Genomic DNA, 18,476 nt, shown 5'->3' with positions numbered 1-18,476 from the left:
CCCACCATCCACTGCAGGCAGATCCGTACGAATTCTCCTGCCCGAAACTCCCGGGAGAGGGCCATGACGAAAGCGGTGCGGCCTCCCGCGCCCATTTCATCCGAGCGGGCCACTGGACACGGGTTCGCCGACCGCGGCAATGAAAACGGCGAGCCCGACTTCGCCGCGATCCAGCAGAGTCCGGAATTCGACCGGCTGCGCAAGAGGCTGCGCCGGTTCGTCTTCCCCATGAGTGCGCTCTTCTTCTGCTGGTACATGACCTTCGCGCTCTTCTCGGCGTATGGTCATGGGTTCATGAGCCGTAAGGTGTTCGGCTCGGTCAATATGGGGACTCTCTTCGGTCTGCTGCAGTTCGTGTCGACGATCACGATCGTCCTGCTGTACCGGAGTTTCGCCGACAGGAAAATCGACCCGCAGGTGGACAAGGTGCGCGAGTTGGCGGGGGCCGACAAGGAATGACATTGCAGATCGCGGGTGAGGCGACCGGCAGCCCGGTCATCAACGTCAGCGTATTCGTCGTCTTCGTCCTGATTACGCTGTTCATCGTCTACAAGGCCACCACCAGGAACCAGACGGCCTCCGACTACTACGCCGCGGGAAGCGCCTTCACCGGCGTCCAGAACGGCATCGCCCTCTCCGGCGACTTCCTCTCGGCGGCGTCCTTCCTCGGGATCTCCGGGGCCATCGCCGTCCACGGCTACGACGGCTTCCTCTACTCCGTGGGATGGCTCGTCGCCTGGCTGGTCGCCCTCCTGCTCGTCGGCGAACGGCTGCGCAACACCGGCCGGTTCACCGTGGGCGACGTGATGGCCTACCGGATGAAGCAGCGCCCGGTGCGCGCGGCGGCGGCCAACGCCACCTTGGTGATCACGTTCTTCTACATGCTCGCCCAGATGGCCGGCGCCGGCGGACTGATCGCCCTCCTGCTGAACGTGCACAGCAAGGGCGGGCAGGCCCTCGTCATCACGGCCGTCGGACTCGTGATGGTCTTCTACGTCCTGGTGGGCGGCATGAAGGGCACCACCTGGGTGCAGATCATCAAGGCCGGTCTGCTGCTGATGTGCGTGACGTTCATCAGCGTGTTCATCATCGGCAAGTTCGGCTTCAGCTTCTCGGCGCTCCTCGACCAGGCCGCCGCGCGCAGCCCGCTGGGGCAGAGCCTGCTCGAACCGGGCGGCTGGTACGGCGACGGAGCGATGGACAAGCTCGACTTCGTCTCGCTGTCCCTGGCGCTGGTCCTCGGCATCTCCAGCCTGCCGCACGTGCTGATGCGCTTCTACACCGTGCCGGACGCCAAGCAGGCGCGCCGGTCGGTGGTGTGGTGCTCCTGGACGATGTTCCTGTTCTACCTGGGCATCCTGGTCGTGGGCTACGGCGCCACCGCGCTGGTCGGCCCGGACGCGATCCTGGCGGCCCCCGGCGGGGAGAACTCGGCGGCGCCGCTGCTCGCGTTCAGGATCGGCGGCGCGGTGCTCCTCGGCATCGTCTCCGCGGTGGCCTTCGCGACGATCCTCGCGGTGGTGGCCGGTCTGACCCTGACCGCGTCGGCCTCGTTCGCCCATGACGTGTACGCCAACGTCATGAAGGAGGGGAAGGCCGACGCGCAGTCCGAGATCCGGGTCGCCCGGCTGACGGCCATCGCGGTCGGCGTCCTGGCCATCGTCGGCGGCATCGTCACCAACGGCCAGAACGTCGCCTTCCTGGTGTCGCTGGCCCTGGCGCTCGCCGCGTCCGCCAACCTGTCGACCATCCTCTACACCCTGTACTGGAAGCGGTTCAACACGACGGGCACGCTGTGGAGCATCTACGGCGGCCTGGGGTCGGGGCTCATCCTCATCATCTTCTCCCCGGCCATCTCGGGCACCTCGACGTCCATCTTCAAGGGCGTCGACTTCCACTGGTTCCCCCTCAGCAACCCCGGCATCGTGTCGATCCCGCTCTCCTTCCTCTGCGGATTCCTCGGCACGGTCCTCAGCAAGGAGCCCGCGGACCCCGCCAAGCAGGCGGAGATGGAAGTGCGGTCGCTGACCGGAATCGGCAGCAAGGTGTAGCCGACAGGCGTGAGTCGCCGCCGCGGCCGGTACGAGGAGCAGACGTCTCCCGTACCGGCCGCGCCCGTTGTGCCCCGAGGACGGCTACCGCCCGGGCGGTTACCGCGAGCGCGCTGACCGCGGAGGCGGGGGCGCGGTGCTGTGGCGCACCACGAGCCGGGTGGGGACGAGCGTGGTGCCACGGCGCGGGGCGCTCGGCCGCATCTGGCGCAGGACGCCCTCGACGCAGCGCCGTCCGACCTCGGCGAAGTCCTGGTGCACGGTGGTCAGCGGGGGCAGGAACGACCCGGCCTCGGGGATGTCGTCGAAGCCGATGACGCTGACGTCGTCCGGCACCCTCCGCCCCTTCTCGTGCAGCGCCCGCAGCAGGCCGAGCGCCATCTGGTCGTTGGCGGCGAACACCGCCGTGCAGTCCTCCTCGGCGGCGAGTGCCAGCCCGGCCCGGTAGCCGGACTCGGCCGACCAGTCGCCCCGTACGAGCGGCGGCGGGACGCGCCCGGCCTCGGTGAGCGCCGTCCGCCAGGCGTCGGCGCGGCGCTGTCCCGCGAAGGACCCCTCGGGTCCGGCGAGATGCCACACGGTCCGATGGCCGAGGCCGAGCAGATGGTCCACCGCCTCGCGGGTGCCGCCCGCCTGGTCGGTGTCGACCACCGTATAGCGGTCCCCGGCGTCGGAGTCGGCCACGACGACCTGGACGTGGGGCGGCAGGGAGAGCGCCGCCGCGTCGAGGAGGTGGACCTCCATGATGACGATGACGGCGTCGACGGCGAGTTCGCCCAGCCGCGAGAAGGCGCCGCGCACCTCGTCCTGGGTGGGGACGGCGACGGGGAGCAGGGTGACGGCGTAGCCCTCGTGCGCCGCGGAGGTGGCGATCGCTTCGAGCGTGCGCACATTGCCCGTGGTGGAGAGGGTGAAGGTGATGACGCCGATGGTGCGGAACTCGCCGCGCTTGAGCGCCCGCGCCGCGCTGTTGGGCCGGTAGCCGAGCTGCTTCATGGCGGCCAGCACCTCCCGCCGCGTCTCCTCGGTGACACCGGGGTAGCCGTTGGACACCCGGGAGACGGTCTGCGCGGAGACACCGGCGAGCCGGGCCACGTCCGCCATCGACGCGCGCTGCGCCCGCCCGGGGGTCCGTGTCCGGGTGCCGCCGCCCGCCGGGGGGCCGTCCGCCGAGGGGGTTTCCGCTGCTTCCACTTTCTCCCTCGCCACGTCGCGTCCCGGTTTTGCCAGATGGCTCTTGACCACCGTCATTGGGGCAGTGTAGACATTCCGCCATCAGATGTTTACGTAAACATAACACCTCCACGTTCCCTTGAGCGCCGAAATGTTTACGCAAACATCGCGACGGCGCATGGCGCCGGCTCCGAGATGGACGAGCGAGGAACGACATGACGACGCTGCAACCCCCCGCCGCCGTGAAACGGCGCCCGGCCCGGCCTCCGGCGAAGCGGGACCGCCGCTCCTGGACGGGGTGGGGGTTCATCGGGCCCTTCGTGGTGGTCTTCGCCTTCGTCTTCCTGGCCCCCATCGCCTACTCGGTCTACCTCAGCCTCTTCCGTGACCAGCTCATCGGCGGCACCACCTTCGTGGGCCTGGACAACTACCAGCAGGCCCTGCAGGACGACCGGTTCTGGACGTCCCTGACCCGGGTGTCGCTGTTCCTGCTGGTGCAGGTGCCGATCATGCTGGGCATCGCCCTGCTCGTGGCCCTGGCCCTGGACAGCGGGCGGCTCTACGGGCGGGACTTCTTCCGGATCTCGATCTTCCTGCCGTACGCGGTGCCCGCCGTGGTCGCCACCCTCATGTGGGGGTTCATGTACGGCACCCGCTTCGGCCTGGTGAGCGACATCAACGACGCCCTCGGGGTGTCGCTGCCGAACCCGCTGTCGCCCGAGCTGGTGCTGACGTCCATCGGCAACATCGTCACGTGGGAGTTCGTCGGCTACAACATGCTGATCTTCTACTCCGCGCTCCGCGTCATCCCGCACTCCCTGTACGAGGCCGCGGAGATCGACGGCGCCGGGCAGATCCGCGTCATCACCGCCATCAAGCTCCCCGCGATCCGCGGCGCCCTGGTCATCGCCACCATCTTCTCGATCATCGGCACGTTCCAGCTGTTCAACGAGCCGAACATCCTGCAGAAGCTGGCACCGAACTCCATCACCACCGACTACACCCCGAACTTCTACACGTACTCGCTGTCCTTCTCGGGCCAGCAGCACAACTACTCCGCGACGGTCGCCATCATCATGGGGCTCATCACCATGGTCATCGCCTATGTCGTCCAGCTGCGCGGCATGCGCAAGGGAGCGTGAAGCGATGTCCACACCCGCCACCACCGTCTCCCCTCCCGCCCCCGCCCCGGCCGGCTCGCCGGGCTCCTCGCCCCGGCTGCGCGGGCCCCGGAAGCGCGCCGCGGAGCGCCGCCCGCGCCGCAGCGTGCTGCTGACCGTCCTCACCGGGCTGGTCCTGCTGTACTCGCTGGTGCCGCTCGCCTGGCTGGTCATCAGCGCCACCAAGACCCAGGAGGGGCTGGCCCGGTCGTTCGGGCTGTGGTTCAGCGGCGACTTCGCCCTGTGGGACAACATCCGCGAGACGTTCACCTACAACGACGGTGTCTTCGTCCGCTGGCTGCTGAACACCCTGCTGTACGTGGCGGTCGGCGCCGGCGGCGCCACCCTGCTGGCGGTGCTCGGCGGCTACGCCCTGGCGAAGTTCACCTTCCCGGGCAAGCGTGCCGTGTTCGCCGTCGTCATCGGCGCGGTCGCGGTGCCCGGCACCGCGCTGGCCGTGCCCACCTTCCTGATGTTCAGCAAGATGGGGCTGACCGACACCCCCTGGGCGGTGATCATCCCGTCCCTCATCTCGCCGTTCGGCCTCTACCTGATGTGGGTCTTCGCCACCGAGGCCGTACCGGAGGAACTACTGGAGGCCGCCCGCATCGACGGCGCCAGTGAGGTGCGTACCTTCTTCCAGGTCGTCCTGCCGCTGCTCGCACCCGGCATCGTGACCGTCCTGCTGTTCACGATGGTCGCCACCTGGAACAACTACTTCCTTCCGCTGATCATGCTGAAGGACCCGGACTGGTATCCGCTGACCGTCGGCCTCAACAGCTGGAACCTGCAGGCCGCGACCGCCGGTGGCAAGGCCGTGTTCAACCTCGTCATCACCGGCTCCCTGATCACCATCGTGCCGCTGATCTCCGCGTTCCTCCTGCTCCAGAAGTACTGGCAGTCCGGGCTCGCCGCCGGAAGCGTCAAGGAGTAGCCCCGCAGCCCCGCACCCTCCGCACCGCACACGAAGAAGTGGAAAGCACGCCCATGCGCAAGAACACCCGCCGCCTGCTGCGCGGCATAGCCCTGGTCTCCGCCCTCACCCTGGGGGCAACCGCCTGCGGCGGCTCCGACGACAGCGCCGCCGAGAGCAAGCCGGTGTCCGCCAAGGACATCGACGCGGCCCTGAAGAAGGGCGGCACCCTGACGGTGTGGGCCTGGGAGCCCACGCTCACGAAGGTCGCCAAGGACTTCGAGAAGGAACACCCCAAGGTCAAGGTCAACCTCGTCAACGCGGGCACCAACAAGGACCAGTACAAGGCCCTGCAGAACGCCATCGCCGCGAAGAAGGGCGTCCCCGACGTCGCGCAGATCGAGTACTACGCGCTCGGCGAGTACGCGCTGACCAAGGCCCTCGACAAGCTGGGCCCGTACGGCGCCGACAAGCTCGCCGGCAAGTACTCCCCGGGCCCGTGGCACTCCGTGAAGTCCGGCAAGGACGTCTACGCCCTGCCCATGGACTCCGGGCCCATGGCGCTGTTCTACAACAAGAAGGTCTTCGACAAGTACAAGCTCACGGTGCCGGCCACCTGGGACGAGTACGTCAAGACCGCCCGCGCCCTGCACAAGGCCGACCCCAAGGCGTTCATCACCGCCGACACGGGCGAGGGCGGCACCGCCACCAGCATGCTGTGGCAGGCCGGTTCCCGCCCGTACAAGGTCGACGGCACCAAGGTGAAGATCGACTTCTCCGACGCGGGCGCCAAGAAGTACACCGACACTTGGCAGAAGCTGCTCGACGAGAAGCTGGTCGCGCCCATCACCGGCTGGACCGACGACTGGTACAAGGGCCTCGGCGACGGCACCATCGCCACCCTGACCGCCGGCGCCTGGATGCCCGCCAACTTCGCCTCCGGCGTGAAGGAAGCCTCCGGCGACTGGCGCGTGGCACCGATGCCGCAGTGGAAGGCGGGGGAGAAGACCACCGCGGAGAACGGCGGCAGCTCCCTGGCTCTGCCCACCCTCGGCAAGCACAAGGAACTCGCCTACGCCTTCGCCGAGTACGCAAACGCCGGAAAGGGCGTGCAGACCCGGATCAAGGAGGGCGCCTTCCCGGCGACCACCGCGGACCTGGAGTCCAAGGCGTTCCAGGACACCGCGTTCCCGTACTTCGGCGGTCAGAAGGCCAACAAGATCTTCGCCGAGTCGGCCGCGAACGTCGGCCGCGGCTGGTCGTACCTGCCCTACCAGGTCTACGCCAACAACATCTTCAACGACACCGTCGGCAAGGCCTACGTCTCGAAGACCAAGCTGGCCGCCGGTCTGAAGGCCTGGCAGGACGCCTCCGTCAAGTACGGAGAAGAGCAGGGTTTCACCGTCGAGAAGTAACCAGCCCCCCGCGCCGCCCCGTACGGTTCACCGGAAGGACCACCATGATCTCCACCCTCCAGTCCCAGCCTCCGCACGGGACGGACGGTGACCCCACCCCACGCCTCGGCTACGGCGCGGACTACAACCCCGAGCAGTGGCCCCGCGAGGTGTGGGAGGACGACATCCGGCTGATGCGCGAGGCCGGTGTCACCATCGTCTCCGTGGGGATCTTCTCCTGGGCCCGCATCCAGCCGGCCGAGGACGAGTGGGACTTCGGCTGGCTCGACGAGATCATGGACCTGCTGCACACCGGTGGCATCGGGGTGGACCTGGCCACCGCCACCGCGTCCCCGCCGCCCTGGCTCACCACGGCGCACCCGGAGATCCTCCCGGTGACCGCCTCCGGTGAGACGGTGTGGCCGGGGGCGCGGCAGCACTGGCGCCCCACCTCGCCCGTCTTCCGCACCCACGCGCTGCGCCTGGTGCGGAAGATGGCCGAGCGGTACGCGGGACATCCCGCCCTGGTGGCCTGGCACGTCTCCAACGAGCTGGGCTGCCACAACATCTACGACTACTCCGACGACGCCGCCCGTGCCTTCCGCGACTGGCTGCGCGCCCGCTACACCACCCTCGACGCCCTCAACCACGCCTGGGGCACCGCGTTCTGGTCCCAGCGGTACAGTGACTGGGAGCAGATCCTGCCGCCCCGGCTGGCCGCCTCCCACCCGAACCCCACCCAGCAGCTGGACTTCAAGCGCTTCTCCTCCGACGCGCTGAAGGAGCACCTGCGCGCGGAGCGGGACATCCTGCGCGAGCTGACCCCCGGCATCCCCGTCACCACCAACTTCATGGTGATGGGCGAGACCAAGGGCATGAACTACGCCGACTGGGCCGGTGAGATCGACTTCGTTTCCAACGACCACTACGTCCGGCCCGGCCCGCAGGACCGCGACGAGCTGTCCTTCTCCGCGAACCTCGTCAGCGGCATCTCCGGCGGCCGCCCCTGGTTCCTGATGGAGCACTCCACCAGCGCCGTGAACTGGCAGCCGGTCAACGTGGCCAAGCGGCCGGGCGAGCTGGCCCGTGACGCGCTGCTGCACGTCGCGCACGGCGCCGACGCGGTGTGCTACTTCCAGTGGCGGCAGTCGGCGGCCGGAGCCGAGAAGTACCACTCGGCGATGGTGCCGCACGCCGGGCCCGACAGCGAGGTGTTCCGCGCGGTGGCCGCGCTCGGCGGGACCCTGCGGACCCTGGCCCCGGTGGCGGGCACGACACGCGAACCGGCCCGGGTCGGGATCGTCTTCGACTGGGAGTCGTGGTGGGCGAGCGAACAGGACTCCCACCCGACCTCCCGCCTCGACTACCGCCAGGAGGCGCTGGACTGGTACTCCGCCCTCCTCGCCCTCGGCATCCGGGCCGACGTCATCACCGCGCAGAGCGGCCTCGACCGGTACGAGGTGCTGATCGCGCCGGTGCTGCACATGGTCCCCGCGGCGCTGGCCAAGGACCTCACCCGGTACGCCGAGCAGGGCGGCCACCTCATCGCCACCTACTTCTCCGGCGTCGTGGACGAGAACGACCACATCTGGCTCGGCGGCTACCCGGGGGCCCTGAGCGAACTGCTCGGCATCCGCATCGAGGAGTTCGGCCCGCTGCTCGACGGCGAGACGGCTCTGATCGAGGCCCGGTCGGTATCCGACGGCACGGCCACCGGCACCCTGTGGACCGACCGGATCACCGTCACCGACCCCGAGGTGGAGGTCCTGGCCCACTACCGCAGCGGGACGTACACGGGCCGCCCCGCCGTCACCCGCCGCGCCGTGGGCGGGGGATCGGCCGCGTACGTCTCCACCCGGCTCGGCCCGGACGGGCTCGCCGGGCTGCTGCCGGGGCTGCTCGCGCCCGCCGGTGTGGGCAGCGAACTCCCCGAGGAGGCACGGGGAAGCGTCGAGCTGGCCGTGCGCCACGGCGGCGGCAGCCGCTATCTGTTCCTGGTCAACCGCACCGACGCCACGGTGCCGCTGACCGGACTCGCCGGGGAACCCCTGATCGGCGGCGGCGCGGACGACGGCGCGCTCATCCTGGCCCCCAGGGGCGTCGCCGTGCTGCGGCAGCCCGCGACCTGACGGGCGGGACCCGCCGCGTCCGTCGCGGCTTCCCGAAGCCTCCTCCAGCCTCCTGAAACTCCGTCGTCGCCCGCGCGGGCACGGCGGCCGGTCCACCGAAGCGTCCGCACACGAGTTGGGAGCACACGTTGGCACGCCGTACCCGCACACGACGACTCCTGGGAACCCTCTCAGTCACCGCCCTGGCCACCGGGGCCGCCCTGATCACCGCCCCGCCGGTGACCGCGCAGGCCCCGGCTGCGGCGACGGCCGACGCCGTCACCGTCTCACCCGACCCCTCGTACAAGGCGGAGAGATTCGAGGGCTGGGGCACCAGCCTGGTCTGGTTCGCCAACGCCACCGGCGACTACCCCAAGGAGATCCGCGAGAAGCTGGCCAAGCTGCTCTTCGGGGACGACGGCCTCGCCCTCAACATCGCCCGCTACAACATCGGCGGCGGCAACGCCCCCGACGTCAAGGACTACCTCCGCGCCGGGGGAGCGGTCGAGGGCTGGTGGAAGGCCCCGGCGGGCACCACGCGCGAGGACACCGGCTGGTGGAACGCGGACGACAAGGCCGACTGGAACCCCGACGCCGACGCCACCCAGCGCTGGTGGATCGACCGCATCAAGGGCGACATCGACCACTGGGAGACGTTCAGCAACTCGCCGCCCTGGTTCATGACCAAGAGCGGCTATGTCTCCGGCGGCTTCAACGCCACCGACGACCAGCTCAAGCCGGACTCCGTCGACGACTTCGCCGCCTATCTGGCGGGCGCCACCAAGCGGCTGGAGAAGGCGCACGGCATCAAGGTCGACACCCTCGACCCGTTCAACGAACCCAACACCAACTACTGGAGCACCCGACTGGGCGCCGACGGCGAACCGGTCGGCGGACGGCAGGAGGGGGCCCACATCGGCCCCGAACTCCAGCAGAAGGTGATCAGCGCGCTGGCCCCGGCCCTGAAGAAGGCGCGGACCGGCACCAAGATCTCCGCGATGGACGAGACCAACCCCGGCATCTTCACGCAGAACTGGAACACCTACCCCCAAGCGGTGCGCGATCTCGTCGGCCAGATGAACGTCCACACCTATGGCACCGGCGGCCGCACCAGCGTGCGCGACCTGGCCAAGGCGGCGGACAAGCCGCTGTGGATGAGCGAGGTCGAGGGCGACTGGGGCGACGGCCAGAGCTTCACCGACATGCGGCCCGGCCTCGGACTGGCCAAGCAGATGGTCGACGACCTGCGCGAACTGGAGCCCCGCGCCTGGGTGTTCTGGCAGCCCGTCGAGGACTACGACAACATGAAGCCCGGCGGGGAGTCGGCCAAGGGCGGGAACTGGGGCAGCATCCAGCTCCCGTTCAACTGCACCTCCAAGGACACGCTCGACACCTGCCCCATCCGGACGAACACCAAGTTCGACACGGCCCGCAACTTCACCCACTACATCAAGCCCGGCGACCGGCTCATCAAGACCGACGACACCTCCAGCGCCGCCGCCGTCTCCCGGAAGGGCGACGCGGCCACCGTCGTCCACGTCAACAGCGGCGCGGGTGAGCGCGACGTCACCCTCGACCTGTCCAAGTTCGGCACGATCGCCCGCCACGCGACCGTCACCCCCGTGGTGACCAGCGCCGACGGCAAGCTGGAGCGCCAGGACACCATCAAGGTGACCGACCGGAAGGCCACCTTCACCGCGCCCGCCCAGTCCGTGACGACCTTCCTCGTCAAGGGCGTCTCCGGGGTGGCCAAGGACGCCGCGCTGCTGCGCGAGGGCCACACGTACGAGCTGACCGGTGTCCAGAGCGGCAAGGCGCTCACCGTCGCGGACGACGGCACCAAGCTCGTCATCAAGGGCGCCGAGGCGGCCACCCCCGGCCAGCGGTGGCAGCTGCGCCAGATCAGTGGCGACACCGGCAACCGGCAGCGGTATGTGTTCACCAACCCCGTGGCGGGCAAGCGGCTGGCCGTCCGCGACGGCGCCCCGGTGCTGGAGGCGGACCACGGGAAACGGGACAAGGCCACCCAGTGGATCATGTCGACCACCGGTGACGGCACCTGGACCCTGGTCAACGCGGCCACCGGACGGCTGCTGGAGGTCGGCGGCCAGGCCACCCACGACGGCGCCGCCGTCGACACCTGGACCCCGAATTCCGGAGCGAACCAGCGCTGGAAGGTCTCCGAGGTGAGCTGACCCCTTTCCGAGTCCCGGCTACCTCAATTGAGGTAGCCGGGACTCGGTCGATGTGGGGAGACGGATTTCGGCTAAGCGTACGAAGCCGCAGGTCAGGCCGTCTTCCTAGGCTCTGGGGCATGGCTATACACGTCGAACGACGCCCGCGCGTGCTGGGCGCGGCCGTCGCAGCGAGCCTCGCGCTCGGTGCCCTGGCCGCCCCCGCCGCCGCGGCCGCGGACCACCGGGCCCGGCCGGCCGCCGAGAAGCCCGGCTCCACGGACCGCACCGGCTCGCCGGTGCGGGTGAACCAGGTCGGCTATCCGACGTACGGCCCCAAGAAGGGCATCGTCGTCACCCATGCCACCAGGCCCCTGACGTGGACGCTACGGACCGCCGACGGCACGAAGCGGGCCGGCGGCGTCACCACCCCCGCGGGCATCGACCCCAGCTCCCGCCGGCGCGTCCAGACCTTCGACTTCAGCAAGGTCACCGACGCGGGCGAGGGCTACACCGTCACCATCGGCGGGAAGAAGAGCGAGCCGTTCACCATCGGTGACCACCTCTACGACACGCTGCGCACCGACTCGCTGGCGTACTTCTACCACAACCGCAGCGGCATCAAGATCGACAAGAACCTGGTCGGGGCCCGGTACGCCCGCCCCGCGGGCCACGACCGGTCCGCCCCGCACCGTGGCGACACCGACGTCCCGTTCCGATGGCATGGGTCCGACTACCGGCGCAATGTCTCCGGCGGCTGGTACGACGCCGGTGACCAGGGCAAATACGTCGTCAACGGCGGCATCTCGGTGGCCCAGCTGATGTCCGCGTACGAGCGCACCCGCACCACTCCGGGGGTAAGCGGCGACGCGCTGGGTGACGGCAAGCTGCGGGTGCCCGAGCGCGGCAACGGCGTCCCCGACATCCTCGACGAGGCGCGCTGGGAGATGGACTTCCTGCTGCGCATGCAGGTGCCCCGGGGCAAGCCGTACGCCGGTATGGCCTTCCACAAGGTGCACGACAAGCACTGGACCGGCTTGCCGACCCGGCCGGACCAGGACCAGCAGCCACGGGTGCTGCGCCCGCCGTCCACCGCGGCCACCCTCAACCTGGCGGCCACCGCGGCGCAGTGCGCCCGCCTCTTCAAGCCCTACGACCCGCGCTTCGCCGCCCGGTGCCTGGACACGGCCCGGACCGCCTGGGCCGCCGCCAAGAAGCATCCGAGGATGTTCGCCAGTGACAAGGACTCCACCGGGGGCGGCGCGTACGGCGACCGCCACGTCGGCGACGAGTTCTACTGGGCCGCCGCCGAGCTGTTCCTCACCACCGGTGAGCACACCTACCGCACGGCGGTCCTCGGCTCACCGCTCAACGGCGACGTCGACGCCCTCTTCCCGCGCGGCGGCGCCCTGTCCTGGTCGGCGACCGCGGGCCTGGGCGCGCTCGACCTGGCCACCGTGCCCAGCAAGCTCGACCCCGCCCAGCGCGCCGCCGTGCGCGCGACGGTGATCAAGGCCGCCGACCGCTACGCCGCGGACTCCGCGAAGTCGGCCTACGGGGTGCCGTACGCGCCCAAGGACGGTAAGTACGAGTGGGGCTCCAACAGCCAGGTGCTGAACAACATGGTCGTGCTCGCCACCGCGCACGAGCTGACCGGGAAGACCCGCTACCGCGACGCGGTGCTGCGCGGCATGGACTATCTGCTGGGCGGCAACCCGCTCAACCAGTCCTATGTCACGGGCTACGGCGAACGGAACTCCCACCACCAGCACCACCGCTTCTGGGCGCACCAGCTCGATCCCAGGCTGCCGAGCCCGGCGCGCGGTTCCCTGGCCGGTGGCCCGAACTCCGGACTGCAGGACCCGGTGGCGAAGAAGAAGCTGAAGGGCTGCGCCCCGGCGATGTGCTACGTGGACGACATCATGGCGTTCTCCACCAACGAGATCACCATCAACTGGAACGCGCCGCTGGCCTGGGTTGCCTCCTACCTCGGCGACGTTGAGCATATGTCTGATCAGCGGCGCTGACCGTGTGGCCCCGCGCGGGGTGCTGGCCCATGACAAGCGGCTCCTGGTGGAGCGGGAGGACGGGGCGTATCTGCCGTGGCCGCAGCCGGAGCGCTGCGGCCACGCCGATCGCTGACCCGACGGTCTACGTCAGCCGTACGGTGAGTGTGTCGCGCGAGTACGACGGTACGGCGGTGTACGTGTGCCCACCCCGCCGCACCCTGATGGCGGCGAACCGCCCGTGCAGCCCGCCGGGGGCGTGCAGCACCTTGACGCGGGTGTGCCGGGCGGGGGAGTGGCGGCCGTCCAGGTGGATGTCGAGGACACTGTCGCGGCCGAGCACCGCGGACCGGGCGACGGAGAGTGCGGGTGTACCACCGTCTCCGGTGTCCGCCGCCAGCTCCAGCGTGGCACCGGAGGCGACGACGAGACCGCGCCGCGCCCGTACGCCACCGGGCGTCGCGAGCCGCAGGGTGCCTCCGTGCACCAGGACGTCTCCGGCGCCCAGGGCTTCCGGCGACCCCGCGACCAGGGTGCCCGCCTCGACACGGGTGCCGCCGGTGTAGCGGTTGCGGCCGGTGAGGGTCAGGGTGCCGGTGCCCCGTTTGATGAGGCCGCCGTCGCCGGTGATGTCGTTGCGCCAGGCGTCGGCCGCGCTGAAGCCGCCGTCGTCCGCGTCCATCTCGACGCGTACGTCGCGGTCGAAGGCCCCGTAACCGTCCGCGGCGGCGAAGAGGTTGAGCCGCCCCCACTGCTCGGGCCCCTCCAGCAGGGCGTATCCGCCGGGCAGGGCGGTGGTGCGCAGCACCTCCCGGCGCTGGTGCGCGGTGAGGTAGGGCAGCCGGGTCTCGATGAGCACTTCGGCGCCCTTGGGCACCGTCATCTCGCGGTGCCGGCCGCCTCTGGGCAGGATGTACGTCAGCCGTGCGGTGAACGCGCGCGCGTTGGCGGCGCGATCGGCGTACGGATCGGTGTCCGTGCCCGCCGAGTGGGCGTAGGCCCAGAGCGTGTCGGCGGTGGTGCCGGTCCGGGAGCGGAGGTAGTCGGCGGCCTGCCGGCGGGCGGCGGCCTTGAGCCCGGCGTTGGCCGGGTCGTACAGCGCGGCGGCGGCCAGCGCGGTGGCCAGGACGCGGCCGCCGACGACGTCGAGGGCGGAGTGCATGCCGGACACGATCCGGGTGTGGGAGGCCGCGGAGGCGTGGGTCACCAGTTCCTGGAACCGCTCGGGTATGGCGTACGCAAGCGCCAGCCCGGCCAGGTGGAGCGCGTTGGTGTGACCGCTCGGGAAACCGCCGTCCTCGGCCGGGTTGCCGCCGCGCTGACGCAGCAGCTGAGGGGTGACGGTCACCTCGGACGCGTAGACGGGGAAGCCGAAGGGGTCCGTGGCGCCGGTGTCCACGACCTCGCTGTGCTCGGTCATCCGCCACGGCCGCGGGTACTGGTAGCCGTACTTGGCGGGGTTGCTCGACGCGTACGGGCCGCGCAGCGTCCGCACGAGCCGGACGACCTCGCCGAGGTCGGAGTCGGTGGCCCCGGCCCCGATGGCGGAACCGGCGGGCGCGCCGGGCGGTACGGCGTCGCCGACCGTGCCGGCCGGGGTGGTGTCCGGGGCGCTGGTGATGCTGGTGACGGCCTTGGCGCCGGTGCGGTAGACCTCGGTGAGCGGGCCGAGACCGGCGGTGGCCGCGTAACTCTGGTCCTGCCGGTCGTAGAGGAAGGATTCCCGGGCCTGTGCGTCGGTGCGCCGCGCGGTGAGGGCGATCGAGTAGCGCATGTTGGCACGCAGTACGGCGGCCGCGAGCGGGGTGCCGTTGTTCCAGGCCGTGCCGGTGTGCCAGAGTCGCCGCACACCGCTCAGGATGCGCAGGGCCGCGTTGGTCTCGGGGGTGAGGTTGGCGGTGGTGTTGGTCCGGTAGTCGTCGACGAAGGACGTGAGGGTCCGCCCGGCCGTCCTCTCCGCCGCCCGGGCCGGAGGGCCGGACAGGAGGGCCGACGCCGTCGGGGCGGCGATGAGCCCCGCCGGGACCGAGGCGGAACGCCGGAGGAAACCCCTGCGGTCCAGGGTGGGTCTCGCGGACCGGCCGGGGGAGGTAGGCGCCGTCATGCTGCCCTCGCGATTCTCGTCGTAAGCGCTTGCTGATGCGGTGACGCGAAGGAAGTGTAGAGGCCTCCACGGCACGGGGGCGCCGGGAGGCGGCAGTTGTCAGGAGGGCGTACGACGCGGGGTCAGGTGCCGGGGGTGCGGATGGCCGCGATGTCGAACTGCAGGCGGACCTTCTCGCTCACCATGGCGCCGCCCTGGGCCAGTTTGGCGCTGTAGGTCAGGCCCCACTCGGAACGGTTGATGGTGGTGGTGCCGTCGAAGCCGACCCGCTCGTCGCCGAAGGGATCGGTGACGTGCCCGATGTAGGTCAGCTCCAGGACCACCGGACGGGTGGTGTCTCGCAGGGTGAGGTCACCGGACATGCGGTAGACGTCCTGGCCGGCGAGCCGCACCTCGGTGCTGCGGAAGCTGATGCGCGGGTAGGCCCGGGCGTCCAGGAAGTCGCGGCTCATCAGATGGGCGTCGCGCTGTTCGACACCGGTGTCGACGCTGCCGCTGGCCAGCACGATCTCGGCCCGGGAGCGGGACGGGTCGTGGCCGTCGAAGTAGAGACGGCTCTCATACTCGGTGAAGGCGCCGCGCACCGTGGTCACCATGGCGTGCCGGACGGAGAAACCGATCCTGCTGTGCGCCGCGTCGATAATCCATTCCCCGGTGAGGGCCGAAAGCCCGGGACCCTGCCGGATGTCGCGATCGGAAGAGGCCGGGGTGTCCTGGGTCACCGCGGAGCGGGGCGAAAAGTTGCGAGTAAAAAGTTTCATGGGGCATCTGGTTACTGCAAGAGTGAGGTGCGCTGCAAGTGCTGTTTCTGGACCGGCCCGGGATTGCGACGTCACCCTACCGCCCGGTCTGCGGTTTCCCTCCGATGTCCGGTCCCGTGATCGTGGGACCGGCACCGGGTCTTCACATGTCAACGGCGGACGCGGATTGCCGGATGACGGCCAATCAGCGGACGAAACGCTCTTTGCGCGCCGGGCTTCGTACCGCATTCGGGCACCGGTGCTTTAACTCTGACGTACCTGTCGTCACTTTCTCTTTTATTTCTTCAACAAATCTCCACGATCAGGTATGGCTGTGGTGGATCGTGTGCGGCCCCTGCTCAGCGGGGCAGGCGTCCCTTGCTGCGCATGGCGGCGCGGACGCGCTCCTCGGCCAGCCCCAGCCCGGCCGCGTGCGGCGTGGTGCCACGGCGCTCGGCCTCGTCCAGGACGGTGACGGCGTTGGCGCGCAGCCGACCGGAGATCGTCTCGAAGATGGTGCGGGTCTCCGGACGGAACCCGGAGTAGCGGGCGTCCATGGCGAACGCGGCGGCGACGACACCGCCGGCGTTGGCCACGAAGTCGGGCAGCACGGTGACACCGCGCCCGGCGAGGATCTCCCGAGCCGCCGGTGAGGTGGGCAGATTGGCGCCCTCGACCACCAGCCCGGCCTTGATCAGCTGGGCCGTCCGGTCGTCGATGACGTCCTGCAGGGCGGCGGGCACCAGGATGTCGCAGTCGACGGTGAGTTCCTGACCGGGGGCGAGCGCCTCGCCCCGGGCGTGGCGGACGACGAAGTCGTCGCCGTGCTCCTCGCGGGCGGCCAGCAGGGACGGCACGCCCAGCCCGCCGGGATCGTGCAGCGCGCCACGGGCGGTGGACACGGCCACCACGGTGGCGCCCAGTTCGGCGAACCGCGCCGCCGCGGCCGCGCCCACGGCGCCGAACCCTTGGATGGCCACCCGGCAGCCGGACAAGGACAGTCCGCGGCGCTGTACGGCCGCGTCGGCGGCCTCGGCGACGCCGAAGCCCGTGACCCCGAGCTTGTCGTAGGCGACGCCGCCCAGGTGCTCCGGGGTGCCGACGGCCGCGCCACGGTCTCCCAACTCGTCCTGGATGATGGCGGCGTCGCTCTCCGTCAGCCCCATGTCCAGCCCCATCACGTACTCGCGGGGCACCTCGTTGGACAGCGCGCGGGCGAACGCGCGCAGGATCGCCTCCTTGTCGGGGGACGCCGGATCGGCGACGATGCCCGCCTTGGCGCCACCGTAGAACAGGTCGACACCGGCCCACTTCCAGGTCATGACGCGGGCCAGCCGGGCGACTTCCCCGACCGTCACCGTGGGGCTCATACGGGTGCCGCCCTTGGCCGTACCCCGGGCCGTGTTGTCCACGACCAGCACGCCCTTCATGCCGGTGCGCCGGTGGGAGACGACGACGATCTTCTCGGGACCCCAGTCGTCAACGAGCGAGAGTGCGTCAGCCACGTCTGCCGTCCTTCTTCCGTAGATCGATGGATCCGTGGTCCACCTCACGATGGGGCCGGTGACCCGGCCCCACAAGGGCCGGCAGGGCGACGGAATCGCTACCGGGGAGCAGGGAACGCTTATGCTCGCCCGCCCAGCCCCGACCGCGTCACGGCGCGCAGGACGTCGACGAGGGCCACCACGGTGGGCCTGCGCTCCGCGGCGCAGCGGAACACCACGACGATGTGCCGCTCGATCGTCTCGCGCAGCCGCACCACATCGAAGCGGGAGGGCCGCAGCCGCAGCATCAGATCCGTCACCGTGCTCACCCCCACCCCCGCCTCGACCAGCGCCAGGGTCGCCGCGGTGTCCGTCACCTCGTGCAGCACCTCGGGCTCGACGCCCGCCCGGCGGAAGGCGGTGCGCACGGCGCGCCCGTAGTAGCTCTCGGCGGACGGCAGGATCCACTTCAGGTCCCGGGTCTGCGCCATGGAGACGGCCTCCCGGCGGCCCATCGAACCGGTCGGCACCGCGAGCGAGAAGCGCTCCCGGTGCAGCCGCGTCACCCGCAGCGCCGGGTCGCGCGGGATCGGCACGTCCGGGTAGTCGAGGCCGATCGCGAGGTCCACGGCCCCGGACGCCACCGCGTCGTACACCTCGTCCACGTCCATGTCGCGGCTGCGGACCGCAAGCCCCGGATGGTCCTCGCGCGCCTTGCGCAGCGCGGGCGGCAGGATCTCGGCGGCGGCCGTGGTGAACAGGCCGACCAGCAGCGTGCCCGAGGCGTCGTTGCGGGTGCGCTCCAGGGCCTCCACCGCCTCGGCCTCCGTGGTCAGGATCCGCTCGGCGTGCCGGGCCAGCGTCATCCCCGCGTCGGTCAGCTCCACCCTGCGCCCGGTCCGCCGCAGCAGCTCCATGCCGGTCGCCTTCTCCAGCGCGGCGATCTGCTGCGAGACCCCGCCGGGGGTGTACCCCAGCGACTCCGCCACCGCGGTGATGGTGCCGCGCCGGGTCAGTTCGACGAGGGAACGCAGCTGGGCACTCGTCCAGTCCATATAGAGACCCTAATAGATCACGAGCAGTAACTGTTCATGGACGTCAACGGTCCGGGTGCTGCACGATGACCGGCAGACAGCTGATCGGCATCGTCCTGCACTGCGACAGCCGCG

At 70.3% G+C, this 18,476-nt stretch carries 13 protein-coding genes; 8 read left to right on the top strand and 5 right to left on the bottom strand.

What is annotated here, in order from left to right:
* The first annotated feature begins 63 nt into the window (after nucleotides 1-63).
* Both ABZ562_RS15585 and ABZ562_RS15580 read left to right on the top strand, forming a co-directional pair.
* Nucleotides 64-459, top strand: coding sequence for a DUF485 domain-containing protein (locus tag ABZ562_RS15585; protein WP_361478725.1), 396 nt, complete (start codon nucleotides 64-66; stop codon nucleotides 457-459).
* The gene (locus ABZ562_RS15580; protein WP_361478722.1) at nucleotides 456-2,051 is read left to right on the top strand and encodes a cation acetate symporter; all 1,596 of its coding nucleotides are present in this window, start codon (nucleotides 456-458) and stop codon (nucleotides 2,049-2,051) included. The genes ABZ562_RS15585 and ABZ562_RS15580 overlap by 4 nt, the downstream gene beginning before the upstream one ends.
* Before the next feature lie 99 nt (nucleotides 2,052-2,150).
* On the opposite strand, the gene ABZ562_RS15575 is transcribed toward ABZ562_RS15580, so the two are convergent.
* Nucleotides 2,151-3,245, bottom strand: coding sequence for a LacI family DNA-binding transcriptional regulator (locus tag ABZ562_RS15575; protein ID WP_361478719.1), 1,095 nt, complete (start codon nucleotides 3,243-3,245; stop codon nucleotides 2,151-2,153).
* 194 nt (nucleotides 3,246-3,439) lie between these two features.
* Here ABZ562_RS15575 and ABZ562_RS15570 point away from each other — a divergent pair, with 194 nt between their 5' ends.
* The 6 genes from ABZ562_RS15570 to ABZ562_RS15545 all read left to right on the top strand — a co-directional run bounded on the left by ABZ562_RS15570 (nucleotide 3,440) and on the right by ABZ562_RS15545 (nucleotide 13,000).
* A complete protein-coding gene (locus ABZ562_RS15570; protein WP_361478716.1) occupies nucleotides 3,440-4,366 on the top strand; it encodes a sugar ABC transporter permease in 927 nt (308 codons plus the stop codon).
* Between the two features lie 4 nt (nucleotides 4,367-4,370).
* The gene (locus ABZ562_RS15565) at nucleotides 4,371-5,318 is read left to right on the top strand and encodes a carbohydrate ABC transporter permease (protein WP_361478713.1); all 948 of its coding nucleotides are present in this window, start codon (nucleotides 4,371-4,373) and stop codon (nucleotides 5,316-5,318) included.
* 53 nt (nucleotides 5,319-5,371) lie between these two features.
* Nucleotides 5,372-6,712: an extracellular solute-binding protein gene (locus ABZ562_RS15560; RefSeq protein ID WP_361478710.1), complete on the top strand. Its 1,341-nt coding sequence runs from the start codon at nucleotides 5,372-5,374 to the stop codon at nucleotides 6,710-6,712.
* A 44-nt stretch (nucleotides 6,713-6,756) separates the two neighbouring features.
* Nucleotides 6,757-8,820, top strand: coding sequence for a beta-galactosidase (locus ABZ562_RS15555; RefSeq protein WP_361478707.1), 2,064 nt, complete (start codon nucleotides 6,757-6,759; stop codon nucleotides 8,818-8,820).
* Between the two features lie 128 nt (nucleotides 8,821-8,948).
* Complete coding sequence (locus tag ABZ562_RS15550; RefSeq protein ID WP_361478704.1) at nucleotides 8,949-10,994, top strand: glycoside hydrolase; 2,046 nt, start codon at nucleotides 8,949-8,951, stop codon at nucleotides 10,992-10,994.
* A gap of 119 nt (nucleotides 10,995-11,113) precedes the next feature.
* Entirely contained in the window at nucleotides 11,114-13,000 is a 1,887-nt protein-coding gene (locus tag ABZ562_RS15545; protein WP_361478702.1) for a glycoside hydrolase family 9 protein, read from the top strand.
* A gap of 124 nt (nucleotides 13,001-13,124) precedes the next feature.
* Here the strand turns inward: ABZ562_RS15545 and ABZ562_RS15540 are convergent, their stop codons facing one another.
* The 4 genes from ABZ562_RS15540 to ABZ562_RS15525 form a co-directional block, all read right to left on the bottom strand.
* Nucleotides 13,125-15,083, bottom strand: coding sequence for a phosphatase PAP2 family protein (locus tag ABZ562_RS15540; protein WP_361478699.1), 1,959 nt, complete (start codon nucleotides 15,081-15,083; stop codon nucleotides 13,125-13,127).
* Between the two features lie 122 nt (nucleotides 15,084-15,205).
* The gene (locus ABZ562_RS15535) at nucleotides 15,206-15,844 is read right to left on the bottom strand and encodes a YceI family protein (RefSeq protein WP_361478696.1); all 639 of its coding nucleotides are present in this window, start codon (nucleotides 15,842-15,844) and stop codon (nucleotides 15,206-15,208) included.
* Between the two features lie 338 nt (nucleotides 15,845-16,182).
* A complete protein-coding gene (locus tag ABZ562_RS15530; protein WP_361478693.1) occupies nucleotides 16,183-17,328 on the bottom strand; it encodes a Glu/Leu/Phe/Val dehydrogenase dimerization domain-containing protein in 1,146 nt (381 codons plus the stop codon).
* A gap of 119 nt (nucleotides 17,329-17,447) precedes the next feature.
* Nucleotides 17,448-18,362: a LysR substrate-binding domain-containing protein gene (locus ABZ562_RS15525; RefSeq protein WP_361478690.1), complete on the bottom strand. Its 915-nt coding sequence runs from the start codon at nucleotides 18,360-18,362 to the stop codon at nucleotides 17,448-17,450.
* Nucleotides 18,363-18,476: the final 114 nt, after the last annotated feature.

This window comes from Streptomyces sp. NPDC019937, from assembly GCF_040631655.1.
Classification (GTDB): Bacteria; Actinomycetota; Actinomycetes; order Streptomycetales; family Streptomycetaceae; genus Streptomyces.
This window is presented reverse-complemented; position numbering and strand designations above follow the sequence as displayed.